This is a genomic window from Roseibium aggregatum (assembly GCF_014692675.1).
Classification (GTDB): domain Bacteria; phylum Pseudomonadota; class Alphaproteobacteria; order Rhizobiales; family Stappiaceae; genus Roseibium; species Roseibium aggregatum_C.
In genome coordinates, this window is record NZ_JABFCZ010000007.1 from 61,130 (window position 1) to 84,079 (window position 22,950).

General features: G+C 61.8%; 18 protein-coding genes. 12 read left to right on the top strand and 6 right to left on the bottom strand.

Annotated features, from left to right (window positions below; all coding sequences use genetic code 11):
* Positions 1-83 precede the first annotated feature (83 nt).
* The 6 genes from purD to HK439_RS07460 all read left to right on the top strand — a co-directional run bounded on the left by purD (position 84) and on the right by HK439_RS07460 (position 8,590).
* Positions 84-1,364, top strand: coding sequence for a phosphoribosylamine--glycine ligase (gene purD / locus HK439_RS07435; protein ID WP_190290766.1), 1,281 nt, complete (start codon positions 84-86; stop codon positions 1,362-1,364).
* A gap of 101 nt (positions 1,365-1,465) precedes the next feature.
* Positions 1,466-2,380 (top strand): alpha/beta fold hydrolase, encoded by a 915-nt coding sequence (locus HK439_RS07440; protein WP_190290767.1) that lies wholly within the window; start codon positions 1,466-1,468, stop codon positions 2,378-2,380.
* A gap of 480 nt (positions 2,381-2,860) precedes the next feature.
* Positions 2,861-6,073 carry a putative bifunctional diguanylate cyclase/phosphodiesterase gene (locus HK439_RS26830; protein ID WP_209011630.1) on the top strand — a complete coding sequence of 1,071 codons (3,213 nt, stop codon included), beginning with the start codon at positions 2,861-2,863 and terminating at the stop codon, positions 6,071-6,073.
* A gap of 142 nt (positions 6,074-6,215) precedes the next feature.
* Positions 6,216-7,076 carry a patatin-like phospholipase family protein gene (locus HK439_RS07450; protein WP_190290769.1) on the top strand — a complete coding sequence of 287 codons (861 nt, stop codon included), beginning with the start codon at positions 6,216-6,218 and terminating at the stop codon, positions 7,074-7,076.
* A 159-nt stretch (positions 7,077-7,235) separates the two neighbouring features.
* Entirely contained in the window at positions 7,236-7,523 is a 288-nt protein-coding gene (locus tag HK439_RS07455; protein ID WP_209011631.1) for a hypothetical protein, read from the top strand.
* 245 nt (positions 7,524-7,768) lie between these two features.
* A complete protein-coding gene (locus HK439_RS07460) occupies positions 7,769-8,590 on the top strand; it encodes an MBL fold metallo-hydrolase (RefSeq protein WP_209011632.1) in 822 nt (273 codons plus the stop codon).
* A gap of 22 nt (positions 8,591-8,612) precedes the next feature.
* On the opposite strand, the gene rsmD is transcribed toward HK439_RS07460, so the two are convergent.
* Positions 8,613-9,167 (bottom strand): 16S rRNA (guanine(966)-N(2))-methyltransferase RsmD, encoded by a 555-nt coding sequence (gene rsmD, locus HK439_RS07465; RefSeq protein WP_190290770.1) that lies wholly within the window; start codon positions 9,165-9,167, stop codon positions 8,613-8,615.
* A complete protein-coding gene (locus tag HK439_RS07470; protein WP_190290771.1) occupies positions 9,164-10,564 on the bottom strand; it encodes a pseudouridine synthase in 1,401 nt (466 codons plus the stop codon). The genes rsmD and HK439_RS07470 overlap by 4 nt, the downstream gene beginning before the upstream one ends.
* 162 nt (positions 10,565-10,726) lie before the next feature.
* Between HK439_RS07470 and HK439_RS07475 the strand changes: the two genes are divergently transcribed.
* Both HK439_RS07475 and amt read left to right on the top strand, forming a co-directional pair.
* Positions 10,727-11,194 (top strand): nucleoside deaminase, encoded by a 468-nt coding sequence (locus HK439_RS07475; RefSeq protein ID WP_235987678.1) that lies wholly within the window; start codon positions 10,727-10,729, stop codon positions 11,192-11,194.
* 203 nt (positions 11,195-11,397) lie between these two features.
* Positions 11,398-14,589: an ammonium transporter gene (gene amt, locus HK439_RS07480; protein WP_209011633.1), complete on the top strand. Its 3,192-nt coding sequence runs from the start codon at positions 11,398-11,400 to the stop codon at positions 14,587-14,589.
* A gap of 3 nt (positions 14,590-14,592) precedes the next feature.
* Here the strand turns inward: amt and mutL are convergent, their stop codons facing one another.
* On the bottom strand, positions 14,593-16,458 hold the full coding sequence (mutL, locus tag HK439_RS07485; protein ID WP_190290772.1) for a DNA mismatch repair endonuclease MutL: 1,866 nt from the start codon (positions 16,456-16,458) through the stop codon (positions 14,593-14,595).
* 112 nt (positions 16,459-16,570) lie between these two features.
* On the opposite strand from mutL, the gene HK439_RS07490 reads away from it, so the two are divergent.
* A complete protein-coding gene (locus HK439_RS07490; RefSeq protein WP_190290773.1) occupies positions 16,571-17,443 on the top strand; it encodes a TIGR01459 family HAD-type hydrolase in 873 nt (290 codons plus the stop codon).
* 80 nt (positions 17,444-17,523) lie between these two features.
* Here the strand turns inward: HK439_RS07490 and HK439_RS07495 are convergent, their stop codons facing one another.
* Positions 17,524-18,189: a chemotaxis protein gene (locus tag HK439_RS07495; RefSeq protein ID WP_190290774.1), complete on the bottom strand. Its 666-nt coding sequence runs from the start codon at positions 18,187-18,189 to the stop codon at positions 17,524-17,526.
* A 195-nt stretch (positions 18,190-18,384) separates the two neighbouring features.
* Positions 18,385-18,768, bottom strand: coding sequence for a response regulator (locus HK439_RS07500; RefSeq protein ID WP_006935666.1), 384 nt, complete (start codon positions 18,766-18,768; stop codon positions 18,385-18,387).
* A gap of 250 nt (positions 18,769-19,018) precedes the next feature.
* On the opposite strand from HK439_RS07500, the gene HK439_RS07505 reads away from it, so the two are divergent.
* The 3 genes from HK439_RS07505 (at position 19,019) to HK439_RS07515 (ending at position 21,603) form a co-directional block, all read left to right on the top strand.
* Positions 19,019-19,465 carry a MaoC family dehydratase gene (locus HK439_RS07505; RefSeq protein WP_190290775.1) on the top strand — a complete coding sequence of 149 codons (447 nt, stop codon included), beginning with the start codon at positions 19,019-19,021 and terminating at the stop codon, positions 19,463-19,465.
* Between the two features lie 195 nt (positions 19,466-19,660).
* A complete protein-coding gene (locus tag HK439_RS07510) occupies positions 19,661-20,659 on the top strand; it encodes a bifunctional riboflavin kinase/FAD synthetase (protein WP_190290776.1) in 999 nt (332 codons plus the stop codon).
* Positions 20,656-21,603 (top strand): DMT family transporter, encoded by a 948-nt coding sequence (locus HK439_RS07515; protein ID WP_190290777.1) that lies wholly within the window; start codon positions 20,656-20,658, stop codon positions 21,601-21,603. The genes HK439_RS07510 and HK439_RS07515 overlap by 4 nt, the downstream gene beginning before the upstream one ends.
* Here the strand turns inward: HK439_RS07515 and HK439_RS07520 are convergent.
* The gene (locus tag HK439_RS07520; RefSeq protein ID WP_190290778.1) at positions 21,593-22,786 is read right to left on the bottom strand and encodes a glycosyltransferase family 87 protein; all 1,194 of its coding nucleotides are present in this window, start codon (positions 22,784-22,786) and stop codon (positions 21,593-21,595) included. The two genes, HK439_RS07515 and HK439_RS07520, sit on opposite strands and share 11 nt — an antisense overlap.
* Positions 22,787-22,950 lie beyond the last annotated feature (164 nt).

The following is a 22,950-nucleotide window of genomic DNA, read 5'->3' on the forward strand; positions in this document are numbered from 1 at the left end:
TGCTAGGTGACCGCGGATCTGACCACGCTGCGGGAACCGGAGTTCCGGCGGCGCATCCGCAATGCCTTGAGAGACAGCCCGCCATGAACATCCTCCTGATCGGATCCGGTGGCCGCGAACACGCCCTGGCCTGGGCGATTTCCAATTCGCCGCTTCTGACAAAGCTTTATGCATCGCCGGGCAACGCCGGGATCGCGCAGGTCGCAGACCTCGTGTCCGTGGACGTCGAAGACCACGGGGCCGTGATCGGTTTCTGTAAGGACAAGGCGATCGATTTCGTCGTCGTGGGCCCGGAAGCGCCACTCGTTGCAGGCCTTGTCGATGATTTGTCCGCAGCCGGCATCAAGGCCTTCGGCCCGACCAGAGCGGCCGCCCAACTGGAAGGCTCCAAGGCCTTTACCAAGGGTGTCTGCGACGAAGCCGGCATTCCGACAGCGGCTTACGCCAGGTTTGACGCCAAGGATCCGGCTCTGGCCTACATCCGGGAAAAAGGCGCTCCGATCGTCGTCAAGGCCGACGGGCTGGCTGCGGGAAAGGGCGTTGTCGTGGCAATGACGCTGGACGAAGCGCTTGAAGCCGTCGAGGCCTGCTTTGACGGCAGTTTCGGCGACGCCGGCGCCGAGGTGGTCATCGAGGAATTTCTGACCGGCGAAGAGGCGAGTTTCTTCGTGCTTGTCGATGGCACCACCGCTCTGCCGCTTGCCACCGCACAGGATCACAAGCGCGCCTTTGACGGCGATCAGGGCCCCAATACCGGTGGCATGGGCGCCTATTCACCCGCCCCGGTCATGACCGAGGACCTTGTCGCCCGCACCCTGTCGGACATCATCGAACCGACCGTCGCAACGATGGCCCGGCGCGGCACCCCGTTCAAGGGTGTGCTTTATGCCGGGCTGATGATTACCGACGACGGGCCGAAGCTGATCGAATACAACACCCGCTTCGGCGATCCGGAATGCCAGGTCCTGATGGTCAGGCTGAAAGACGATATCCTGACCCTGATGCTCGCCGCGGCGGACGGAACCCTGGACAAGGTCTCCGCCCGCTGGAAGGACGACGTCGCCATGACTGTGGTCATGGCGGCAAAGGGGTATCCCGGCGCCTACCGGAAGGGCACGGAGATCCGGAATCTCGAGGCAGCGGCACAGGATCCGGATATCGAGATCTTCCACGCGGGAACAAGGGCCGACGGGGACAGGATCCTCGCGAACGGCGGCCGTGTTCTGAACGTCACCGCGGTGGGAAAAACCGTTCGCGACGCCCGGGACAAGGCCTATGCGGCCATCGCCAGAATCGACTGGCCGGAAGGTTTCTGCCGCTCCGATATCGGATGGCGCGCGATCGAGCGGGAGAAGTCGTCCTAGGATAGCCGAAAGCTGCCTCAGGGGCAGGAAGATCGCGACTTGCACGCCCATTTCGCCCGTGCAAATCTCCCGTCGAAAATAACAGTCCAGGGAGAGATCACATGTCGGAAGCCGCATTGCCGGACCTGTTTCCAGGCTTCGAAACCCGGCACGTCGAAACCCGGTCCGGCAGCCTGTTCTGCCGCGTGGGCGGCCGGGGACTTCCCCTGCTTCTGGTCCACGGATATCCGCAGTCCCATGCCATGTGGCACAAGGTGGCGCCGGAGCTTGCCAAACGCTTCACGCTGGTGATCCCCGATCTGCCCGGTTACGGCCGGTCATCCATCCCGGCCCTCAGCGACGATCATGCGGCCTACTCCAAACGGGCCGCGGGAAATGCAATGATCGATCTGATGTCGGCCCTGGGACATGATCGCTTTGCCCTTGTCGGACACGACCGCGGCGCCCGGGTCAGCTACCGCATGGCGCTCGATCACCCGGACCGCCTTACCAGGGTCGCCGTCCTCGATATTCTGCCGACCTTCGATTACTGGCGACGGATGGACCGGGCCTTCGCGCTCAAGATCTATCACTGGGCCTTCCTGGCGCAGCCGGCTCCCTTTCCGGAAAACATGATCGCCGCATCGGCCGACTACTATCTGGATCACACGCTGGCAAGCTGGACCGCTGCAAAGGACCTTTCCGCCTTTCATCCGGATGCGCTTGCCCATTATCACGCGTTCTTCAGCCAAGCGGACCGGATCGCGGCCACCTGTGAAGACTATCGCGCCGGCGCAACCATCGATCTGGACCACGACAAGGCGGATGTGGAGGCAGGACGCAAGATCGATGTTCCACTGCTTGCCCTGTGGGGCGGCGCCGGGATCGCCCAATCGGGCGAAACGCCCCTCGATGTCTGGCGGCGATGGGCAAGCGACGCACAGGGCACCGCGATCGGCGGCGGTCATTTCATGGCGGAAGAAAATCCGGAAGAACTCCTGCAAAAGCTTTTGCCTTTCCTAGAAAAGGACGCATGAGCACAGGAGAAAATTATTCTAATAACAGCCGATCTTGAGGCCAATACGCTTGCAGCCATTACTTTTGCGCGCCGGCCTTCCATATTCGGAACATCGGAAACAACCTGAAACATAGACATTACAACAGAATCAGCCCGACAGCAGCAGGCTTTACCTCACACGCTGAAAACTCCAAGTTTTCCCCGGATATTCAACCTTTACGCCTTGTTCTCCGGACTTTTCGGATGCCCTGATCAATTGCATTTTCAGAGGGCCTATTAGCGTAGATCGGAATTTTTACTGCCCGCCCCATAAGTTACTAGCTGGTTAATCTTGGCGGATTCAATCCGGGTTAACTTGTGCCGTGTAAATTGCTTGGCGTTGATGGTGCGTCTTAAGCCATTTCGAGGAAACCAGAGACAAGAAATCCTCGATTGGGCAGCCAGTGCTGACGCATCAACATCACAGGAAAAGCAGCGGAATGCTGCCGGGGAGTTAGTTGTGGGCGTCGAAGTTCAATCGTCGAACACCAATGGCAATCGTTCGTACGGAGCGCGGTTTTCCGCGCGCCTCGACCGGATATTGCGCGACTGGACCGCGGATGGCCGTCAGATCGCCAAGCCCCTCAAGGCGGTTTTTCTGCTTTTTCTCTTTCTGACCGTCGCAGCCCTGTCGACGCAGAACTTCGTAAATGAATATCACAATCTGGAAGCACCGCTGGATCAGGCGACCGCAACGGCGGAAAAACTGCTTCAGCATCAAAAGGCAATCAGCACGTCCGGGCTCGAACAAACGCTTCTGGGCATTACCACCAACAGCGCCATGATCGAGGCCGTGGAAAGCGGCAGCACGGACAAGATCCGGTCCGCCGCCTCCAGGCTGCTCGTGGAAATGAAAACGTTTCACGACGTCTCCCAGTTCACCATCTACGACGCGGATCTGTCTCATGAGTTCCAGGTCTTCGAGCCGGGCCTGTTCGAAAAGGCGGAGACCACCTATCTCGTCCGCCTTGCGAAAACGGTCGACCGCGTCACCCGGGGGTTTGAGCCGGACGACATCGGGCAGACCGCCATCGCTGCCGTTCGTCCGTGGAAGGTGGACGGCAAGCTGATCGGTTTCATCAAACTGTCCATGGACCTGCGCCGGCCGATGGCATTGATCGGTTCATCGTTGAACACGGAAGTGCTGGAGGTCTACTCCGGGCAGTATGTCGCGAAAAATCCAAGACTTACCTCGCGGTCGGGCGATTGGGTCAGCGCCGGAAGCTTTGCCTATCTGAAAGCGACCCCCGGACGCCTTCCCGATGGCATCGAGACATCTCTGGAGAAGAATTTCGCCGCAAATTCGCTGCTGTCGAGGCTGTTCCTGGATCATGGCCGCCTGAAAGTCCTGTCGAGTTTTCCGCTGACCATGGCCGACGGCAGCAAGCCGAGCACGCTGGTCCTGCTGCACGACATTACCGACAGTTTCCGGTCCTTCGCCGAGAGCACCGGCGTGTCGCTCCTGATCGGCATCATCCTTGCGACCTTGTCCTGGTTCGTCTTCAAACGCCTGATTTTTGCGCTTCAGAACTCGATCCGCGAAACGCGGCAAAAACTGGAAAGCGAAGTCGAAGCCAATACCAAGGAACTGGAACAAAGCCGGCACAGGCTCATCGAAGCACAAAAGATCGCAGCCATCGGAAGCTGGGAGCGCGACCTGATCGGCGGTGAGCTGCACTGGACACAGGAAATGTTCCGGATCGTCGGTCTGCCGGGCGATACGGACCCGGTCGTCGCCAGACAATATCTTTACCGGATCATCCCGCCACCGGAACGCCCCTATGTCGAGGCTTGTCTCGACAAGGCGATCAAGGAATGCGCCGATTTCGACTTCGAGCACCAGATCGTCCGGCGTGACGGCTCGATCCGATACCTGCGCGTGCGCGGCTATGTCATCGCCGATGAACACGGCGTGGCGTCCCGCGTCATCGGGACGACCCATGACATCACGGACTGGCACACCGCCCAGGAGCAGAACCAGCGCCTGGCAGGTATTCTCGAAGCTTCCCTGAATGAAGTCTACGTCTTCGATGCAAACTCGTTCCTGTTCGAACATGCAAACAAATGCGCCCGCGAGAATCTCGGTTACTCGATGGAAGAGCTGCAGATCATGCATGCGTGGAACATCAATCCGGACTATTCGGAAGAGTATTACCGCAATCTCATCCGGCCTCTTATAAGTGGCGAGAAAGCGCTCCTGAACATCGAAGGCGTGCTGAAGCGGAAAGACGGTTCGGAATATCCGGTCGAGGTCCGCCTGCAGGTCCACCGCGAGCGCAACAAGGATCTCATCGTTGCCATCGCCAATGACATTTCCGAACGGATGGCGCGCGAGCAGGAAACCCAGGCGGCCCGGGAAAAGGCCGAACGGATGGCCTATTTCGATGCCCTGACCCAGTTGCCGAACCGGGCTGGCTGCCAGCGCGAAGCAGAGCGCCGGTTCGATCCGGAAAATCCCGACCGGCCGGCATTCATCATCCATATGGACCTGGATAACTTCAAGCGCATCAACGACACGCTGGGACACACGGCCGGCGACAGCTGCCTCGACGAGGTCGGCGAACGGCTCAAACTGTGCTGCGTCGGACTGGGCACCGCCTATCGCTGGGGCGGCGACGAATTCGTCGTGATCGCCGAAGGTCCGGACTCCGATCCGGAAGAACTGTGCGAACGGCTGAACGTGGTCATGCGCGCGCCCATGGAATTCGAAGGCAACCAGATCTGGCCGTCCGTCAGCATGGGCGTGGCCCGCTGCCCGGAAGACGGAGAGGACTTCGGCACCCTTCTGGTTCACGCCGACCTGGCCCTTTACCGGTCGAAGGACAACGGCAAGGACCGCTGGAGCTACTTCACCAGCGACATGAAGATCGACAGCGACGAAGAAGCCCGGATGGACAAGGAACTGCGCCAGGCGATCCGGCGCGACGAGTTCTTCCTCGTGTTCCAGCCCCAGGTCAATATCCGCACCCAGCGGGTGACCGGCATCGAGGCTCTGGTGCGCTGGCAGCACCCGACCCGCGGCACGCTCGGGCCCGGCGCCTTCCTGCCTGTCGTGGAGAAATCCAACCTCGCCTCCACGCTCGGCGAAATCGTGATCAACAAGGCCCTGGCCGCGGCCCGGTCGTGGCAGGACCTCGGCGTGGACTTCGGGCGCATCGCCGTCAACCTATCGCCCTCGCATCTCACGTCGGGCACCCTGCTTCACGACTTCAACAAGGCCATGGAGCGGCACGGTGTCGGGCCGGAAAAGATCACCGCGGAAGTGCTGGAATCGGTCTTCCTCGACAACAGCCGCACCGACAACGTCCTGGTTCTCGACGAATTGCACCGGCTCGGCGTACATATCGAGCTGGACGATTTCGGCACCGGTTATGCCTCGCTGTCCCATGTGGCGGACCTGCCGATCAACGGCCTCAAGATCGATCGCTCCTTCACGGCCCAGATCCTCGATGACAACCGCAAGGAAATCGTGGTCAATCAGCTGATCCACCTGGCCCGGGCGCTCAATATCGGCCTGATCTGCGAAGGCGTCGAAACGGAAGCGCAAATCGACCGGCTCCAGATGATGGGCGACTTCTCGGTCCAGGGTTACTATATCGCCCGGCCGATGCCCTATGAGGCAATCACGGACTGGCTTCAGGATGCCCCTGAAGAGCTCGTTTCCATGATCTGATCTTCGGCGCCTGCCCCGTCGGCACCGTCTTTCCCTCTTTCCTTCGCATCCCGGGCCGCATGTTTCCCCGCACCGGCAGGACGTTGCCGTTTGCGGTTACAATCCCCACCTTCAATCCGCAAAGCAAAGGAGAGACCGATCCATGACGCAACCGCGCATAGGCCTTGCCCTGGGGGGCGGTGGTGCCCGGGGCATATCGCACATACCGGTGCTGGAGGCCTTCGACGACCTGGGCATCCGGCCTTATGCGATCACCGGATCCTCCATCGGCGCAATCATGGGCGCGGCCTACGCAAGCGGACTGGCCGGCGCGGACATCCGCCGGATTGCGCTGCAGACATTTGCGGACCGCAACACGGTTCTGTCTCATCTGTGGAAGCTGCGGCCGAAGCGCTTCGTGGAAGTCTTCAATGGCAACCTGGTCACCTTCGATCCGCTGAAGGTGCTCGATGTCTTCCTCGGAGACTATCTTCCCGGCACGTTTGAAGACCTCGCCATACCGCTCAATGTCATGGCAACGGACTTTTACGGCTGCTCGGAAGTGGTTATCGGCTCCGGCCCGCTCCTGCCGGCGATCGCGGCCTCCATCGCAATTCCGGCGGTTTTCAAGCCAGTCGAGCGCCAAGGCCGGATCCTGATCGACGGCGGCGTGATCAATCCTCTTCCCTTCGACCGGCTGCCTGCGGAATGCGACATCGTCGTCGCGGTCGATGTGGTCGGCGCTCCGGTCAGACAGCCGGGCCGCGATGTTCCGACCTCCATGGAATCCATTTTCGGCACATCGCAAATCCTGATGCAGAGTATTACCGCGGGAAAACTGCAACAACAGCGTCCGGATATCCTCGTCCAGCCGGAACACGACAACGTCCGTGTGCTGGACTTCCTGAAAACAAAGGACATTTTGGAACGGACGGCGCCTCTGCGAGGTCATTTGAGCGCTCAGCTCCAAGAGCTCATCCTCCATAGTTTTACCAATGAAAACACAGAGATATCGCAACTATAAATAACTGACAGTACTACCTAATTATTTTACCGGACGTCCGAATTAATAAAAAATTAATTCCAAAACGCGACCCTAGTCTCATGCTAAAGGGGACTTTGATCGATGCCTCGGGTTTCTGGGTCAATAGACATAGAGGGATGTCCGGTCGCTGAGGAATTTTTGAACACGCTTCTGCGCCTGACGCCGACCGATGTCACTCAACAGACGAACGCCTTGCCGGACGACCAGCGCGGCCGGCTCGCGGTCTACTGCTATCGGCGCTCGCACCTGCGCAGGCTGGGCCTGACGATCGCAAGCCAGTGCAGCCGGCGCAGTCTGGTCGAAGAAGCCGGTCACGCAGGCGAACTCATTCACTTCCAGGCGACGAACATGGCTGCGACGCTTGCAAGCGACACCTACATGTCTTCCCGGATACCGAAGCGGCAGATCAGTCTGCACAAGGTTTGACTATCCGGATCTGATTTTCCGGGGCTGGTTCTTCCTCCCACCCGCCCCCACCTGGCAACCGTTCCGATCTTATAAAAGTTTCCCTCCCGGAACGGTTGCCAATTCTTTCCGTTGCAGGAACGCGGCGCTCACGACTGTCATGGTGGCGCGAGAATAGGCTTGCAACGGCCGGCGGCTGCCCTAACCTTACGGTATATCGGCATTCGGGCTTTGGATGCACCGGCCAACCTGCCGGAGGAACCGTCTTGAGACCTCTTTCAAATACGTTGCCGCGCCGGCACATCTACGCGTTCCTTGCGACCCTGTTTTCCATTGTGATTTCAACCCCCGCATCCGCGGTCTGCCAGCTGATTGCGGACAATGCGCCTGCTTTCGGACCGCGTCCCGTCCGGGTCGCTCTCGCGCCGAACGAGGTCCAGATCCGCTATATCGGCCATTCCACCTTCGAACTCGAAACGCCGAAAGGCATCCGGATTGCGACGGATTACAACGACAGTGTCAGGCCGCGCCGCGTGCCGACGGTCGCAACCATGAACGGCGCCCATTCCACTCACTATTCCCTGGCCCCGGATCCCGCCATCGAGCACCTGCTTTACGGATGGAACCGGCAAGGCGGGCCGATCGACCACGATCTCACCGTGGGCGATGTCCGGATCCGCAATATCCAGACCAATATCCGCGGCTGGGACGGAGAGGTCCGCCGGCTTGGAAATTCAATCTTCATTTTTGAAGTCGCCGACCTGTGCATCGCGCATCTGGGCCATCTGCATCAGCGGCTGACCCAGGAGGATCTGACGCGTCTGGGACAGATCGACATCGTCTTCGCCGCCATCGACAACACCTCGACCTTGCGGATCGACAGCCTGATGGATGTCCTGGCCGCGATCCGGCCGGCACTGGTCATTCCGATGCATTTCCATTTCGCCGGAGCGCTGGAGACCTTCATGGCGCGGGCGACAGCGGACGGCTATGACGTGCAGATGGCGACGGACCCGTTGCTCATCGCAAGACGGGACAAGCTGCCAACGCAGAAGACCGTCTATGTGATGATGCCCGGTGGATCGTAAGGCCGGGCCCTAAAGTCGGGTCCTAGGAGAAACGCAGGAAGATGACCTGGCTGTCTCCGGCGGTTCTACGGTCCAGTTCCTCAAACCCATCGGGCAGTTCGAAAAGCGCGTTCGCCCGTTCTTCCAGGACGCAGATCGCGCCGGACCTGATCCAGCCGCCGGCTGCCGCCGACGCCAGCGCCCGCTCTCCGAGCCCCTTGCCGTAGGGCGGATCGGCGAAAACCAGACCGAAGGGTTCGATCGTCCCCGAGTCACCGAGCCGTGTCGCGTCCCGGCGCAGGATCTTCGCGGCGCCGTTAAGACCGAGCGCTTCCATGTTCTTGCGGATGACGCCGCGTGCTTCGGCGGCATCCTCGATAAAGGTGCAGTGGCGCGCACCCCGGCTGACGGCTTCGAAACCTAACGCACCGGTTCCGGCAAACAGATCCAGGACCCGGACGCCGTCCAGGTCCAGACCGATGCCATGGGCGAGAATGTTGAAAACCGTCTCGCGCAGGCGGTCGCTCGTCGGCCGCGTCGCCTGTGAGCGCGGCGTGGCCAGTTGAGCGCCCTTGAAGCGGCCGGCGACAATCCTCAAGAGCGCCCTCCTCTCGGGCCTCCGTCACGGGGCGGGCGTTTGGGACGTGATGTCCGGCTTTCCTGCTGCTTGTCCTCGACCAGCCCCTCGTCGCTCCAGATCTTGCGTTTGGGCGCTGCCGGCGGCTCGTCCCGTTCGAAGTCGCGCCGGGGCTTGGGTTCCGATGTCATCCGGAACCGGCTGCGCGGCGAAATCTTTTCCTGGCGCTCACCGGCATTCTTGCGCCGCTTGGGCTTGTCGCCGCCCCCGCCGGGACCGGACGTACCGCGTACCTTCTTGCCCCGGGTTGTCGCCGCAGCCCCGTCGCGGGCCGTCATCCAGCTGCCTTTGGGTCCGTCCTGCCGGCCTTTTTCCTGAGACCGCGCCCTGCCACCGGCAGGCTTTTTCTCCGCAACCGGCTTGGGCTCATGCAGGATCGGGGCTTCGAAATCGGCACCGGCTTCCTCGGCCAGCTTGTCACCGAGCTGATCGCGCAGGACCCGGCCGCGGATCTCGCGGACAGCGCCTTCGTCGAGATCCTGAAGCTGGAACGGGCCGAAGGAGAGACGGATCAGCCGGTTCACGGCAAGGCCGAGATGCTCCAGCACCCGCTTGACTTCCCGGTTCTTGCCCTCACGCAGGCCAACCGTCAGCCAGACGTTGTCGCCCTGTTCCTTGTCCAGGGTCGCCTCGATGGCCCCGTAGAGAACGCCGTCGATGGCGATGCCCTCCGCCAGACCGTCGAGATCCGCCTGGGTCACCTTGCCGAAGGCACGAACCCGGTACCGGCGCAGCCATCCGGTCGCAGGCAATTCCAGGACGCGGGCCAGGCCGCCGTCGTTGGTGAGCAGCAGCAGGCCTTCGGTGTTGATATCCAGCCGGCCCACGGCCAGCACACGCGGCAGATCGTCGGGCAGCCTGTCGAACACGGTCGGCCGGCCTTCCGGATCGCGGTTGGTCGTCACCAGTCCGCGCGGCTTGTGATAGAGCCAGAGCCGCGTGCGCTCGCGAAGGGGCAGCGGTTCGCCGTCGACCAACACCTTGTCGCCCGCCGTGACCGTAACGGCGGGCGTGTCGAGCACCTTGCCGTTGAGTTCCACGCGGCCGGCCCCGATCCACTTTTCCGCCTCGCGCCTGGAGCACAGGCCGACGCGCGCCATCACCTTGGCGATGCGCTCACCGCGCTCCTGGCCCTCGTCCCGGAAAGACGGAGCCGGTTCCGGACGGTCGCCACGCTTTTGCGTGCGGGCCGGGGCGCCTTTTTTGGCAGCGAACGAACGGTTCTTGGGCCCGCCCGGTCCGGACGGACGGTCGTTCTTGCGCGGTCCGGCATGATCGCGGGCACCGGCGGCACGCTTTTTTCCGCCGGCTCCCTGGTGCGGGGGGCGGCGCTTGCGGGAATTCTGATCTGTTGTCATGTGCGCGTCATAGCAGAGCTTGGCCGTTTCGGGAATCGGCAAGTTCGCCCATTTTCATCTTCCGCAATATTTTGGCAAAGCCTGCCCGGCAGGCGCTCTGCTGACTTTTAACCCGCACGTCGATAGAACAGGGGCAGTATCCATCATCGCGCAGCCGCCCAAATGACGAACGACAGCACTGCAAGCTCCATGAAATCCTTCATGGATATAGCCCATGAAGAAGCCGAACGCGCCGGTGAACGCGGCGAAGTGCCCGTCGGCGCCGTCCTGGTCAGGGATGGCGAAATCCTTGCCCGGGACGGGAACCGGACCCTGGAACTCAGCGATCCGACGGCACATGCCGAGGTCCTGGTCATCCGGACGGCCTGCCGGTCGCTACAGTCCCAGAGGCTCCCCGACTGCGATCTGTATGTGACGCTGGAGCCATGCCCGATGTGCGCGGCAGCCATTTCCTTTGCCAGGATCCGCCGGCTCTACTATGGCGCGGGCGACGAAAAAGGTGGCGCGGTCGATCACGGCACCCGGTTCTTTGCTCAAAAAACCTGCCACCACGCTCCGGAAGTCTATGCAGGCATCGGCGAACGGCGTGCAACCGAAACGCTGCGCAACTTCTTCAAGATCCTGAGATAATTATTCCGTTGCGTCAGATGTAAATACTCGAGGCCCGGGCGTTAATCCCGGTAAACAAAATATTTCCAACGCCTCTAATCGCACAAATTTTAATCATAGACCTAAAATTAGTGCCGTTTTCATTTCACCAAATTCCACTTTGAAAACCACTACTTAAGAAATTGGCCTCCAGTCTGGTCCCGCAAATACCGCAGGGCCTGTTCATGAAAACGCTCACCCGTAACCTGTTCGGGTTATTCTTCGTTTTACTCGTCTTCTCGCTCGTTCCGGGCGGACAGGCCTATGCCGAACCCGTCTCAAAGGACGCGGCCGCCGGTCTTCAGCACATGCTGGATCTCGTCTGGGTGATGATTGCCGCGGCGCTCGTCCTCTTGATGCAGGTCGGCTTCATGCTCTTGGAAACCGGACTGGTCCGGTCGAAGAACTCCATCAACGTGGCGCAGAAAAACCTGCTCGACTTCACGTTTTCGGTCCTGATCTTCGCCGCGGTCGGCTTCATGTTCGCGTTCGGCCGGTCGGACGGCTACTGGGTCGGCATCGACAGCAAGCTTTTCATGCTGCAGGGGCTGGATACCTGGTGGTTTGCGGTCTTCGCCTTTCAGGTCATGTTCTGCGGCACCGCGGCAACGATCATTTCCCGCGCCGTCGCAGAGCGCATGCATCTGGCGGCCTATGTCTGCTGCTCGCTGATCACGGCCGGACTGGTCTATCCCTTCTTTGCCCACTGGGCCTGGGGAAGCGCGGTCGTTCACAACACCAGCGCCTTCCTCGCCGAAGGCGGCTTCGTCGATTTCGCCGGCTCGACCGTCGTTCACGGAACCGGCGGCTGGATTGCCCTGGCCGCCTGCCTCGTGATCGGGCCGCGCGTCGGCCGGTTCGACGCCAGCGGACGGGCGCTCAGGATCCAGGGACACAGCGCCGCCACGGCAACGACCGGCGCCTTCCTGCTTTTTGTCGGCTGGATCGGCTTCAACGGCGGCTCGACACTGGCCGCCAACAGCGATGTACCGCTGATCATCGTCAACACCGTTGTGGCCGCCGCGGCAGGCGCGTCCATCGGCTACGGGCTCGGCTGGTACCGCGACAAGATCGTCCTGCCGGAAAACTCGATCTCCGGCATGCTCGGCGGGCTGGTCGCGATTACGGCCGGCTGCCATGTCCTGACCCCCGGCACGTCGGCCGTCATCGGCCTTGTCGGCGGCGCTGCCGGTGTCTTCGGGGCAACCCTCATCGAACGGCTCAGGATCGATGACGCAGTCAATGCGATCGCCGTTCACGGCATTGCCGGCGTATGCGGAACGCTGGGTCTTGCCCTGCTCGCGCCCATGGAAAATCTCCCGCTCGACGACCGGGGCGCCCAGTTCCTGGTCCAGCTTGAAGGGGTTGCAATCAATTTCGTCTGGTGTTTCGGCCTCGGCTATGCGTCGCTGAAACTGCTCGGCCTCTTCGTTCCCCTGCGCGTCGACCGGGAGGCTGAGGAAATCGGTATGAACGAGGCCGAGCACGGCACGCGGCTCGGGATAGGCCATGTGGAGGACGCCCTCGACCGGCTGATCGCCGGCAAAGCCGACCTCACCATGCGCCTCGATGTGACGCCCGGCGATGATGCCGAACGGCTGACGCGCATGTTCAATGCGCTGATGGACACGATCCAGAGCGAGGAAACCGCTCACCTGAAGGCGGCCGACGCCAAACGCACCCGGGAAGAGGCGGAGCGTCTGTCGGCACTTGCCAACGCGACCTTCGATGCGATTGTCATTTCTGTGGACGGACGGATCCTCGACGGCAACGCGGCCCTGGAAGATCTGCTCGGCCACCCGGTCGAAAGCCTGAAAATGCGCGGGCTTTACGAATTCGTGCAGTCCGATCTCGCCGGAGATCTGGAACAGCATCTGGTCAAGGCCGAAAAGGAGCCCCGGGAACTCCAGGTCACCCACAGCAGCGGTGAACTGATTCCGGTGGAAATCCGCACCAGGGTGATTTCCTACCGCGGTATTCCGACCCGCGTTTCGGCCCTGGTCGACCTGCGCGACCGAAAGAAGGCGGAAGCCCAGATCCTGCACCTGGCCCAGCACGACCCCCTGACCGATCTTCCGAACCGGGCGGTTTTCAATGCGGAGCTCAATCACGCGATCGACCAGGTTCTGACCGGCAACGACACGGCCGCCCTCTTGCTGCTCGACCTGGACCGGTTCAAGGACATCAACGATCTGCACGGACATCCGATCGGCGACACGGTGATCCGGATCACCGCGGAAAGATTGCGCAAACAAACGCGCGCCTGCGACACCGTTTCCCGCCTCGGCGGCGATGAATTCGCCATCATCCAGCACAAGATCCAGTTCGCCAACCAGGCGGAGGACATGGCGCACAGGCTGGTCCGCAGCCTGTCCGAACCGATCAATTGCGGCAACGGCCTGATCATCCGGCCCAGCGCCAGCATCGGCGTCGCCATGATCGGCCGGCACGGGACCATTGCCGAGCAACTGATCTCGAACGCCGATATCGCCCTTTACAATGCCAAGAGCCTGGGCCGGCACACCTATTGCATCTTCCAGGAAGGCATGGGCGACAAGGTCCGCCAGCGCCGCGAACTGGAAGGCGATATGCATGAGGCCATCAGCCAGGAACAGTTCGAGCTTTACTTCCAGCCGCGGCTCAACCTGCGCGCAGGCGTCATCGATTCCTACGAGGCCCTGATCCGCTGGAACCATCCTGAAAAAGGGTTGGTCAGCCCGATGGAATTCATCGCCGTTGCAGAAGGCTCCGGGCAGATCATTCCGATCGGAAAGTGGGTGCTGAGGGATGCGCTCAAGACGGCCGCAGACCGGATCCCCGATGCCCGCATCAGCATCAATGTCAGCCCGGTCCAGTTCCGTGATGCGGATTTCGTCGAGGATGTGCGCGCGGCAATCGAGGCCTCCAATGTTCCGCCGCACCGGCTGGAACTGGAGATTACCGAGAACCTTCTCATCGAGGACGACGCGCGCGCGCTGTCGATCCTGACCCAGTTGAAGACCATCGGCGTCAATGTCGCGCTGGACGATTTCGGCGTGGGCTATTCGTCGCTCGGCTACCTGAGCCGCTTCCCCTTCGACACAATCAAGATCGACCGGTCGTTCGTTCGCGAAGCCGGATCGAACTACAGTTCGTTCGCCATCATCGAAACCGTCGTTCGTCTCGGCAAGGTCCTAAACATGACCATCGTGGCGGAAGGCGTGGAAGACCTGGAAAAGCTCCGTCTGCTTGCATCGAACGGTTGCGACGAGATCCAGGGTTTCCTGATCGGCCACCCCGAACCTCTGAACCGGCTGCGCACGACCGTGCCGCAGGAAGTCCTCGACACCCTCAACGAAGACGACACCTCGGCCGATCACACGAAAAAGTCCGCCTAGGGGCTATTTCCGCCCGAACAGCCGCTCGATATCGGAGAGCTTCAGCTCCACCCAGGTCGGACGGCCGTGATTGCACTGGCCCGACAGGGGAGTCGCCTCCATGTCGCGCAGCAGGGCGTCCATTTCCTGCGGCCGCATGCGCCGGCCTGCCCGGACCGATCCGTGGCAGGCCATGGTCGCCGCCACATGGTCGAGTTTTTCTTTCAAGCCCGTCGCCGTATCCCACTCGGCCAGTTCGTCGGCCAGATCCGTGACCAGGCCGCGGATATCCATGTCGCCGAGCATGGCCGGCGTTTCCCGCACGGCGATGGCGCCCGGGCCGAACGGCTCCAGAACAAGGCCGACCTCCTCCAGGTCCGCGGCGCGTTCGGCCAGACGCCCGACATCTTCTTCCGGCATCTCGATGATCTCCGGGATCAGCAGAAGCTGGCGGGCCACCTGCTTGCTGGCAAGCGCCTCTTTCAGACGTTCATAGACGAGACGTTCGTGGGCGGCGTGCTGATCGACGATCACCACGCCGTCTTCCGTCTGGGCGATGATGTAGGTTTCGTGCACTTGCGCCCGGGCGGCGCCGAGCGGCAGCCGGGTCCGGTTTTCTTCCGCCAGTTCCTCGTGCGCCCTGGCATCCGCGGAGGGACGAACCAGTTCGGCAAGGCCCTGTTCTTCCAGCGCGGCTGAATACGCCTGGGCAGGCTCGGCAAAGCCGCCGGCGTGAGGAGCGGGGGCTGTCGCATGAGGGCGAAAGGCGGAGGCGTCCCAGCCGGCGGAGCGCTGGAAGCTGCCGGACCAGCCGGTGTGTGGCCGCGCACCCGCGCCGACCGCGCCGGACCGGATCGCCTCCATGGCGACGGCGGCGTTCGACGTCGACGACCGGTGCCCGGACTGGACCAGCGCCTGCTTGATTGCACCGACCAGAAGCCCGCGCACCAGCTGGGGATCGCGAAACCGGACATCCGCCTTGGCCGGATGTACGTTCACGTCGACGAGCGCCGGATCGAGATCGATGAACAGAACCACCACCGGGTGACGATCGCGGGCAAGCACATCCGCATAGGCGCCGCGCAGGCCCGACAGAAGCAGCTTGTCCTTCACCGGACGGCCATTGACGTAAAAGAACTGCTGCTGAGCGTTGCCCCGATGGAAGGTCGGCAATCCGGCGAACCCGGTCAGCGTCACGCCTTCGCGCATCGCGTCGATTTCCATGGCATTGTCGACGAATTCCTGCCCCAGGACCTGGGCGATCCGTGCCAGGCGCGGATCGTCGCCGCGGGCGACCGGCCAGCTCTGGCTCTGCCGATCGGCGCCTGAAAGGGAAAAACCGACCTCCGGATAGGCGAGTGCGATGCGCTTGACCACCTCGGTAATCGCGGCCGCTTCGGCCCGGTCGGATTTCAGGAACTTGAGCCGGGCAGGTGTGGCAAAGAAAAGATCCCGCACCTCGACCTGTGTGCCCTTGGTTCTGGCGGCCGGAACCGGCGGGGTCTCGGTGCCGCCTTCGACGGCAATTCTCCAGGCATGGTCGTCTTCCGCGTGCCGGGTCTGGATCGCCAGGCGGGCCACAGAGCCGATCGACGGCAGGGCCTCGCCGCGAAATCCCAGGCTCCGGATATCGAAGAGATCGTCATTGGAGATCTTGGACGTGCAATGGCGCCGGATCGCAAGCAGCAGGTCTTCCCGCTGCATCCCGATACCGTTGTCCGACACGCGCATAAGGGTCTTGCCGCCGGCCGCCGTCACGACATCGATGGATGTCGCATCGGCATCGACGGCATTTTCGACAAGCTCCTTGATCACGCTGGCCGGCCGCTCGATGACCTCGCCGGCCGCGATCCGGTTGATCACCGCCTCGCCGAGCTGTCTGACCTGCATTCAAATCCCTTTCTGCGGTTTCCCGCGACGCACCATTCCTATATGGTCCGCCCGCGCATCGCTGTCGATTCCAATCAGTCTACCAGATCCTACCATCCCCGAGTGACCCATCATGAACGCTTCTGCACCGCTTCTTGTTTCCGGCCTTGAAGCCCTTTCCGCCGACTATTCCGCCGTTCTGTGCGACGTCTGGGGCGTGCTGCACAACGGCGTCGCCGCCTTCGAGCATGCGCACAAGGCGCTGAGGGCCTTCCGCGAGGAAACGGGCGGTGTCGTCGTCCTGATCACCAATGCCCCACGGCCCACGCCGCCCGTCCGCGAACAGCTGGCCCAGCTTGGCGTTCCGGACGAGGCCTATGACGACATCGTCACTTCGGGCGACGTCACCCGAGAACTGCTGGCGCAGAATGCCGGCTCAAAAGTGCTGCATATCGGCCCTGGCCGTGACCTGACGGTCTATGAAGGGACCGGCGTTGCGCTCGGCACGGAAGGTGAAGCGGAGATCATCTGCTGTACCGGGCTGTTTGATGACGAGACCGAAACACCCGACGACTATCGCGACCGGCTTCTGGCGCTCGCAGGCCGCGGCCTGCCGATGATCTGCGCCAATCCGGACATCGTCGTGGAACGCGGCGAGCACCTGATCTGGTGCGCTGGCGCGCTGGCCCGCCTCTACGAAGATCTCGGCGGCACCGTGATGATCGTCGGCAAGCCGCACGCGCCGATCTACGCGGCCGCCCTTGCCAGGGTTGCCAAGGCCAGCGGCAAGGACACCGACAAGCGGAAAGTCCTTGCCATCGGCGACGGCCTTCCGACCGATATTCGCGGCGCGGTCTCCCAGGACATCGACGTCCTGTTCATTTCCGGCGGCATTCACGCATCGGATTTCGGCGCCACCGATGCTCCGGACGAACATCTCATCCGCCGCCGGCTGGCGGAAGAGGGCCTGACCGCCCGCGCCGCAGTGCCGCGCCTGGTCTGGTAGTTTTCCGGTTCCATCAACGAAAAAAGCCGCCCCGATGTCAGGGCGGCTTTTTCTATAGAAAATCCGTTTTCAGGAACCGGTCAGTCGAACAGCTTGTCGATCTCGCTCTGGGCTTCGGCGAGCATGGCATCGACATCCGACTGGGAAACGCCCTCGCCCGCATGCTGCGGCCCGTGCAGGATGAGTTCGCGCTTGCGGCGCTCCTCCTCGGTTTCCTCGGCGGGAATACCGGCACCTTCCGGCAGCCGGAGCTTGTCCACGAAAGCCGACACGCGCTCGTCGATGAAGTTGAGCGTGGATACCACTTTCGAAATCCGCTGTCCGGTGATGTCCTGGAACGTGCAGGCTTCGAAAATCGTGATCATCTTGCCGCTGACGAAATCCTGGTAAGCCTGCGGATCGCTTGCGTCCGCACTCATGATCTCTTCAGCCGCTTCCATGATCGTGTTGGTCGCGTCCTCGGTGGCCTCGACAATGGCATCCAGCTCGCGTCCGGCTTCCGGAATACGGCTGGTTTTCATGTCGTCGGCACGCAGATCCGTGATTTCCTGCTTCATCCGGGTGATTTCACGCGCAATCGCGGTCAATTCCTCGGTGACAGCAGGCTGGATCTTGGTCAGGACCTCGTGCATCGAACCGGACATGACCTCAGCCAGATGCATGACATCGGACAGGGATACATCGCCGCCGCGGTTTTTGTTTTCTTGCAGGAAATCGATGACTCGCGCCACGTTATCCTTGGACATTGCGGCCATTTTCTCAGCCTTTGCTTCCAGTCTGTGCCCTGTCGCAAACCCGGTATAACGTTTTGGCCGGTATCACGATTTGGACAGAGAACAGGAGTCCGTTGCGCCAATGCCCCCGCACCAGTTTGTCAACGAACTCTTCCAATTCCGGTGGCAGGTCAGGCCAAGCGCCGGAGGCTGCCGTTGTCGTCCGCTTTAGTCGGAAAAGACAGCTTCGATCTTGCCCTTCAATGTCTGCGCATTGAACGGCTTCACGATGTAGTTGTTCACGCCGGCCTTCTTGGCCGCGATGACGTTTTCGGTCTTGGATTCCGCCGTCACCATGATGAACGGTGTCTTGCTGAGGCTGCCGTCGGCACGAACCTGCTTCAGCAGTTCGTAGCCGGTCATCGGTTCCATGTTCCAGTCGGAAATCACCAGACCGTAGCGGCGCTGCTTCATTTTTTCGAGCGCTTCGGTGCCATCTGCTGCATCGTCAATGTCTTCAAAACCCAGCTGCTTGAGCAGGTTTCGAATGATCCGAATCATCGTCTTGTAGTCATCGACCACGAGGACCGGCATCTGAAGATCAAGGGCCATCATCTACTCCATACTGTCAATCTGCGCGGCCCTTGGCCTTGGGCCGTGGAAACGCGTTCTGACTTCAAAGGAGAGAGACACTTCACGTGTCCTCGCCTCCCCATACTCAAGCGAAATTACGCCAAGCCCCTGAAAAGACCGTTAATAAGACAAGTTTTTTCTTCGCCCAAAGCCCAATTGCCGCCGCAACACCGCTCGCCTAGGGTCTCTCTGCTTGAAATCCTCAAGACAAAAGCTCAAAAGGTCCGCAATGCTTGAACTGCAAAAACTCTGTTTCGAAGATCTTAAAGTCGGCATGACCGAAACCCTGCTCAAGCATGTGAGTTCTTCTGACGTGGTCGGCTTTGCGGAGGTTTCGGGAGACCGGAACCCGATCCATCTGTCCGAGCATTTCGCGGCGCGCACGCCTTTCAAGACCCGCATCGCCCACGGCCTTTATACGGCAAGCCTGATCTCCGCCGTCCTCGGCACACGGCTGCCGGGCCCGGGCGCGATTTATCTTTCCCAGACGCTGAACTTCAAGGCGCCGGTCAAGATCGGCGACGATGTCCTGGTCACTGTGAAGGTGGAAGAGCTGATGGAACGGGGCAACCGGGCCCGGTTGTCGTGCATCTGCAGCGTCGACGACGTGGTCGTTCTGGAAGGCGAGGCCCTGGTCAAGGTTCCCTCCCGGGACGAAGACCGCTCCGAACTTTAGACTGCTCCAACACTCAAAGCGGCATCTTCTTAAACGGCGACAGGCAGCGCTTGACCTTTCGCGGCGGAGACGGCAGTTTCCAGCGCGCATTGCCCTTGTGCGCGCCCGAAATCGCGGCATCGGGCGATGCTCAGATATCCTGATATGAGGGCAACCGGATGAGGCCGGTTCCGCCCGGCCACGAAGGTACCGTGAATGTCCGTTGCAAACCCGGCTGAATTTTCGGTCGTTTCCGATCTCGACGCTTTTCCCGACCGGCTGAAGGGCGGCGTGGTTGCCATCGGCAATTTCGACGGGGTTCACCGCGGGCACCGGGCCGTTCTGCAGGCCGCTCTTGCCGAAGGACGCAAGGACGGGGTGCCGGTTTTTGCCATGACCTTCGAGCCGCACCCTCGCACGGTCTTCAATCCGGACAATCCCGTCTTCCGCCTGACGCCGCGTGATCAGAAGGCGGATATCCTGCGCGCCTGCGGCCTGGACGGCGTCCTGATATTGCCGTTCACGCGCGAGTTCGCCGGTATCGAGGCCTCCGATTTTGTCGGCGACATCCTGATCGACCGGCTGAGGATCAGCCACGCGGTGACCGGCTACGACTTTCACTTCGGAAAGGCCCGCGCCGGAACGCCCGATTTTCTCCGGGCATCGGGTCAGACGCACGGCTTCGGCGTGACCATCGTTCAGGCGGAACAGGACGAAGCGGAAGAAACCATTTCCTCCTCGCGGATCCGGGAATGCCTGGCAAACGGCGAACTGACCCTTGCCAACGGTCTCCTCGGCTACCGCTGGTTCGTCGACGCCGAAGTCCGCCACGGCGACAAGCGGGGCCGGGACCTGGGCTACCCGACGGCAAACCTGCAGCTCGATCCGCATTGTCCGCTCAAGCACGGGATCTACGCGGTCCGGGTCAGGACGTCGAAAGGCGTCTTTGACGGCGTGGCGAATTACGGACGCCGCCCGACCTTCGACAACGGCGCACCGCTGCTTGAAGTGTACCTGTTCGACTTCAAGGGCGATCTCTACGGCGAGACGCTCCGGGTCCATCTCGTTTCCTTCCTGCGAAGCGAGGAGAAATTCGAAACGATCGATGCGCTGATCGCCCAGATGGACCGGGACAGCGAGGAGGCACGCGCAGCTCTCGCCTCGCTGCGGCCGATCTCGCCGGTCGACCTGACCCTGTTCGAGTTCGACAGATGACCGCCCCGGCGAGTGCGTCCGGTTCCGGTCAGGACAACAACCTCGTCGCCCTTTCGCTGATGTCCGGCGCCATGATGATCGTTCCGATCATGGACGTCATCGCCAAGTACCTTTCCCTGTCGCTTCCGCCGCTGGAGGTCACCTTCGGCCGGTTCGTGTTCCAGCTCCTCATTTCCCTGGCCGTCGCCCTTATGACCTGGAACCTGAAAGGCCTTCGCAGCAAGCGGCCCGGGGTCAATTACCTGCGCGGCATCCTGCTGTCGGCGGCCGTCCTGAGTTTCTTCACCGCCGTCAAATACATGCCGGTTGCCACCGCGATCTCGATCTTTTTCGTGGAGCCGATGATCCTGACGATCCTCGCCGCCCTGATCCTGAAGGAAAAGGTCGGACTGCGCCGGATCGCGGCCATTCTCACCGGACTTGCCGGTGCGCTGATCATCCTGCGGCCGAGTTTTCTGGAAATCGGCCCGGCGAGCCTGTTGCCAGTGCTGACGGCGACTTTCTTTGCCAGCTACCTGTTGGTCAACCGGCTTTACAAGGGGACGGACGGCCTCCTGGCGATCCAGTTCGGCGCGGGACTTTCGGGAAGCATCGTTTTAGGCGTTGCCCTGGCGGTCGGGACCCTCCTGGGCGATCCGGATTACGCCTTCGCGGTTCCGGACCTGAACCAGACCGGCTTTCTGTTTGCCATCGGCGCGATTTCCTTCGTCGGCCACGGGCTGGTGGTCTCCGCTTTCCAAAGGGGCGAAGCGGCCCTGCTTGCCCCGCTGCAATATCTGGAGATCGTCAGCGCAACGCTGTTCGGCTACCTGGTGTTCGGCGATTTTCCGGACGGGCCGACGTGGATCGGCATTGCGCTCATCGTCGGCAGCGGGCTCTACATCACCCAGCGCGAGCGGGCGCTGAACAAGCGCAGGGCAACCGAACCGGCCGCTAAGCTTTAGCCTTACCGACGTTTTGTCCTGCATCGCAGCGCCAGCCGATCCAGATCGTGATCACCAGCAGGACCGGCCCGAGAAACGGGAAACCGACCTCACCGGCCAGACGCGTGACCGCAGCCATCAGCACGACACCAAGGGCAAGCGTCGCGTTCCACGGCGGCAGGCTTTCGCTCTGCCCGCAGCGAAGCAGGAAGGCCAGCGCCACCGCCAGAAGGGCGAGGTCGTAGGAAAGGGCAAACGGCGTCGCCAGCAACCCGGCGGCGACGAGAATGATGGCCTTTGCCGGAAAGGACGCCCCGCCCCGCCAGGACAGCCAGACCGTGACCAGGGCTCCGAGTGCCGTCAGGATCTGCAGGCCGTAGGCGAGTTCGATCGGCGCGCCGAATTCCCTGGCGGCCGCGTAGACCGAGATCATCTTGTGCAGATCGACCAGGCCGTGGTTCAGGGTCGTCCGGGCGAAGGCGGTCTGGTCGAAAAAGGCCTCCCAGGTGCCGGTGCCGAAAACAAGCCAGCTGAGAGTGGCCAGGAGAACCGTCGTCAAGGCCGCGGCCCAAATCGTACGCCAGTATCCGCCTGCGATCAGCGCAAAGGGAATGAGCACGCCCAGTTGCGGTTTGAAGGTCATAAAGCCGATGAAGACACCGGCCAGGATTGCCTTCCCTTCAGCCAGCATGACCAGCCCGGCGCCGAGAAACGCCGCGGCCAGTAGAGAATTCTGCCCATAGAAGTACGTGTTGAAGCTCGTCGGCAAGGCGGCCGCCAACAGGAACCCGTGCCAGTGGCGCATGATCCGGCTGCACGCCCATCCGGCAGCAAGGGCGGCGGCAAGCTGAAAGGCCCAGTAGGCGGCGAGCCCGCCCAAAAGCCCAAGCGGCAGGAGCATCAGGAGGAATGTCGGCGGATAGAAGAATGCGAAATAGTGGCCCGCGCCGATATAGACCGCCTGGAGGGCTGCGAAATCCTCGGTTCTGTAGGGTGTTGCGGGTGATCCGCCCACCGCTTCACGCGCGGCGACCCAGAAGCTGAGAAAGTCGTTGACGACGGCGGTCCCGCCCGGGGCGGTCAGGAGACCCGGATAGATATAGAGATAGCCGAGGACGACGAGATAGCCCGCCAGCGCCATGAACGCAGCCGGAACCAGCCGGTCACGGGTCGCCCAGCGCCCCTGCCTCAATGCCTCGATCATCGTCCCATCCGTTCCCAAATCCCTCGCCCTCCTTACGGCAGGAGCGTTAAGAAACGATTTGATACGGGCTCGTCGCGCGATCGCGCAAGGCAATGCGCGGAATGACTTTATTCATCGCCAAAGTGCTGCTATGTCCTGCGCATGCCTAGCTCGCATTACTTGAT

What these genes read in the sequence shown, in the direction of transcription:
- purD (WP_190290766.1), top strand. Translation starts at nt 84, where the DNA reads ATGAACATCCTCCTGATCGGATCCGGTGGCCGCGAACACGCCCTGGCC.
- HK439_RS07440 (WP_190290767.1), top strand. Translation starts at nt 1,466, where the DNA reads ATGTCGGAAGCCGCATTGCCGGACCTGTTTCCAGGCTTCGAAACCCGG.
- HK439_RS07450 (WP_190290769.1), top strand. Translation starts at nt 6,216, where the DNA reads ATGACGCAACCGCGCATAGGCCTTGCCCTGGGGGGCGGTGGTGCCCGG.
- HK439_RS07470 (WP_190290771.1), bottom strand. Translation starts at nt 10,564, where the DNA reads ATGACAACAGATCAGAATTCCCGCAAGCGCCGCCCCCCGCACCAGGGA.
- HK439_RS07475 (WP_235987678.1), top strand. Translation starts at nt 10,727, where the DNA reads ATGACGAACGACAGCACTGCAAGCTCCATGAAATCCTTCATGGATATA.
- amt (WP_209011633.1), top strand. Translation starts at nt 11,398, where the DNA reads ATGAAAACGCTCACCCGTAACCTGTTCGGGTTATTCTTCGTTTTACTC.
- mutL (WP_190290772.1), bottom strand. Translation starts at nt 16,458, where the DNA reads ATGCAGGTCAGACAGCTCGGCGAGGCGGTGATCAACCGGATCGCGGCC.
- HK439_RS07490 (WP_190290773.1), top strand. Translation starts at nt 16,571, where the DNA reads ATGAACGCTTCTGCACCGCTTCTTGTTTCCGGCCTTGAAGCCCTTTCC.
- HK439_RS07495 (WP_190290774.1), bottom strand. Translation starts at nt 18,189, where the DNA reads ATGTCCAAGGATAACGTGGCGCGAGTCATCGATTTCCTGCAAGAAAAC.
- HK439_RS07500 (WP_006935666.1), bottom strand. Translation starts at nt 18,768, where the DNA reads ATGGCCCTTGATCTTCAGATGCCGGTCCTCGTGGTCGATGACTACAAG.
- HK439_RS07505 (WP_190290775.1), top strand. Translation starts at nt 19,019, where the DNA reads ATGCTTGAACTGCAAAAACTCTGTTTCGAAGATCTTAAAGTCGGCATG.
- HK439_RS07510 (WP_190290776.1), top strand. Translation starts at nt 19,661, where the DNA reads ATGTCCGTTGCAAACCCGGCTGAATTTTCGGTCGTTTCCGATCTCGAC.
- HK439_RS07515 (WP_190290777.1), top strand. Translation starts at nt 20,656, where the DNA reads ATGACCGCCCCGGCGAGTGCGTCCGGTTCCGGTCAGGACAACAACCTC.
- HK439_RS07520 (WP_190290778.1), bottom strand. Translation starts at nt 22,786, where the DNA reads ATGATCGAGGCATTGAGGCAGGGGCGCTGGGCGACCCGTGACCGGCTG.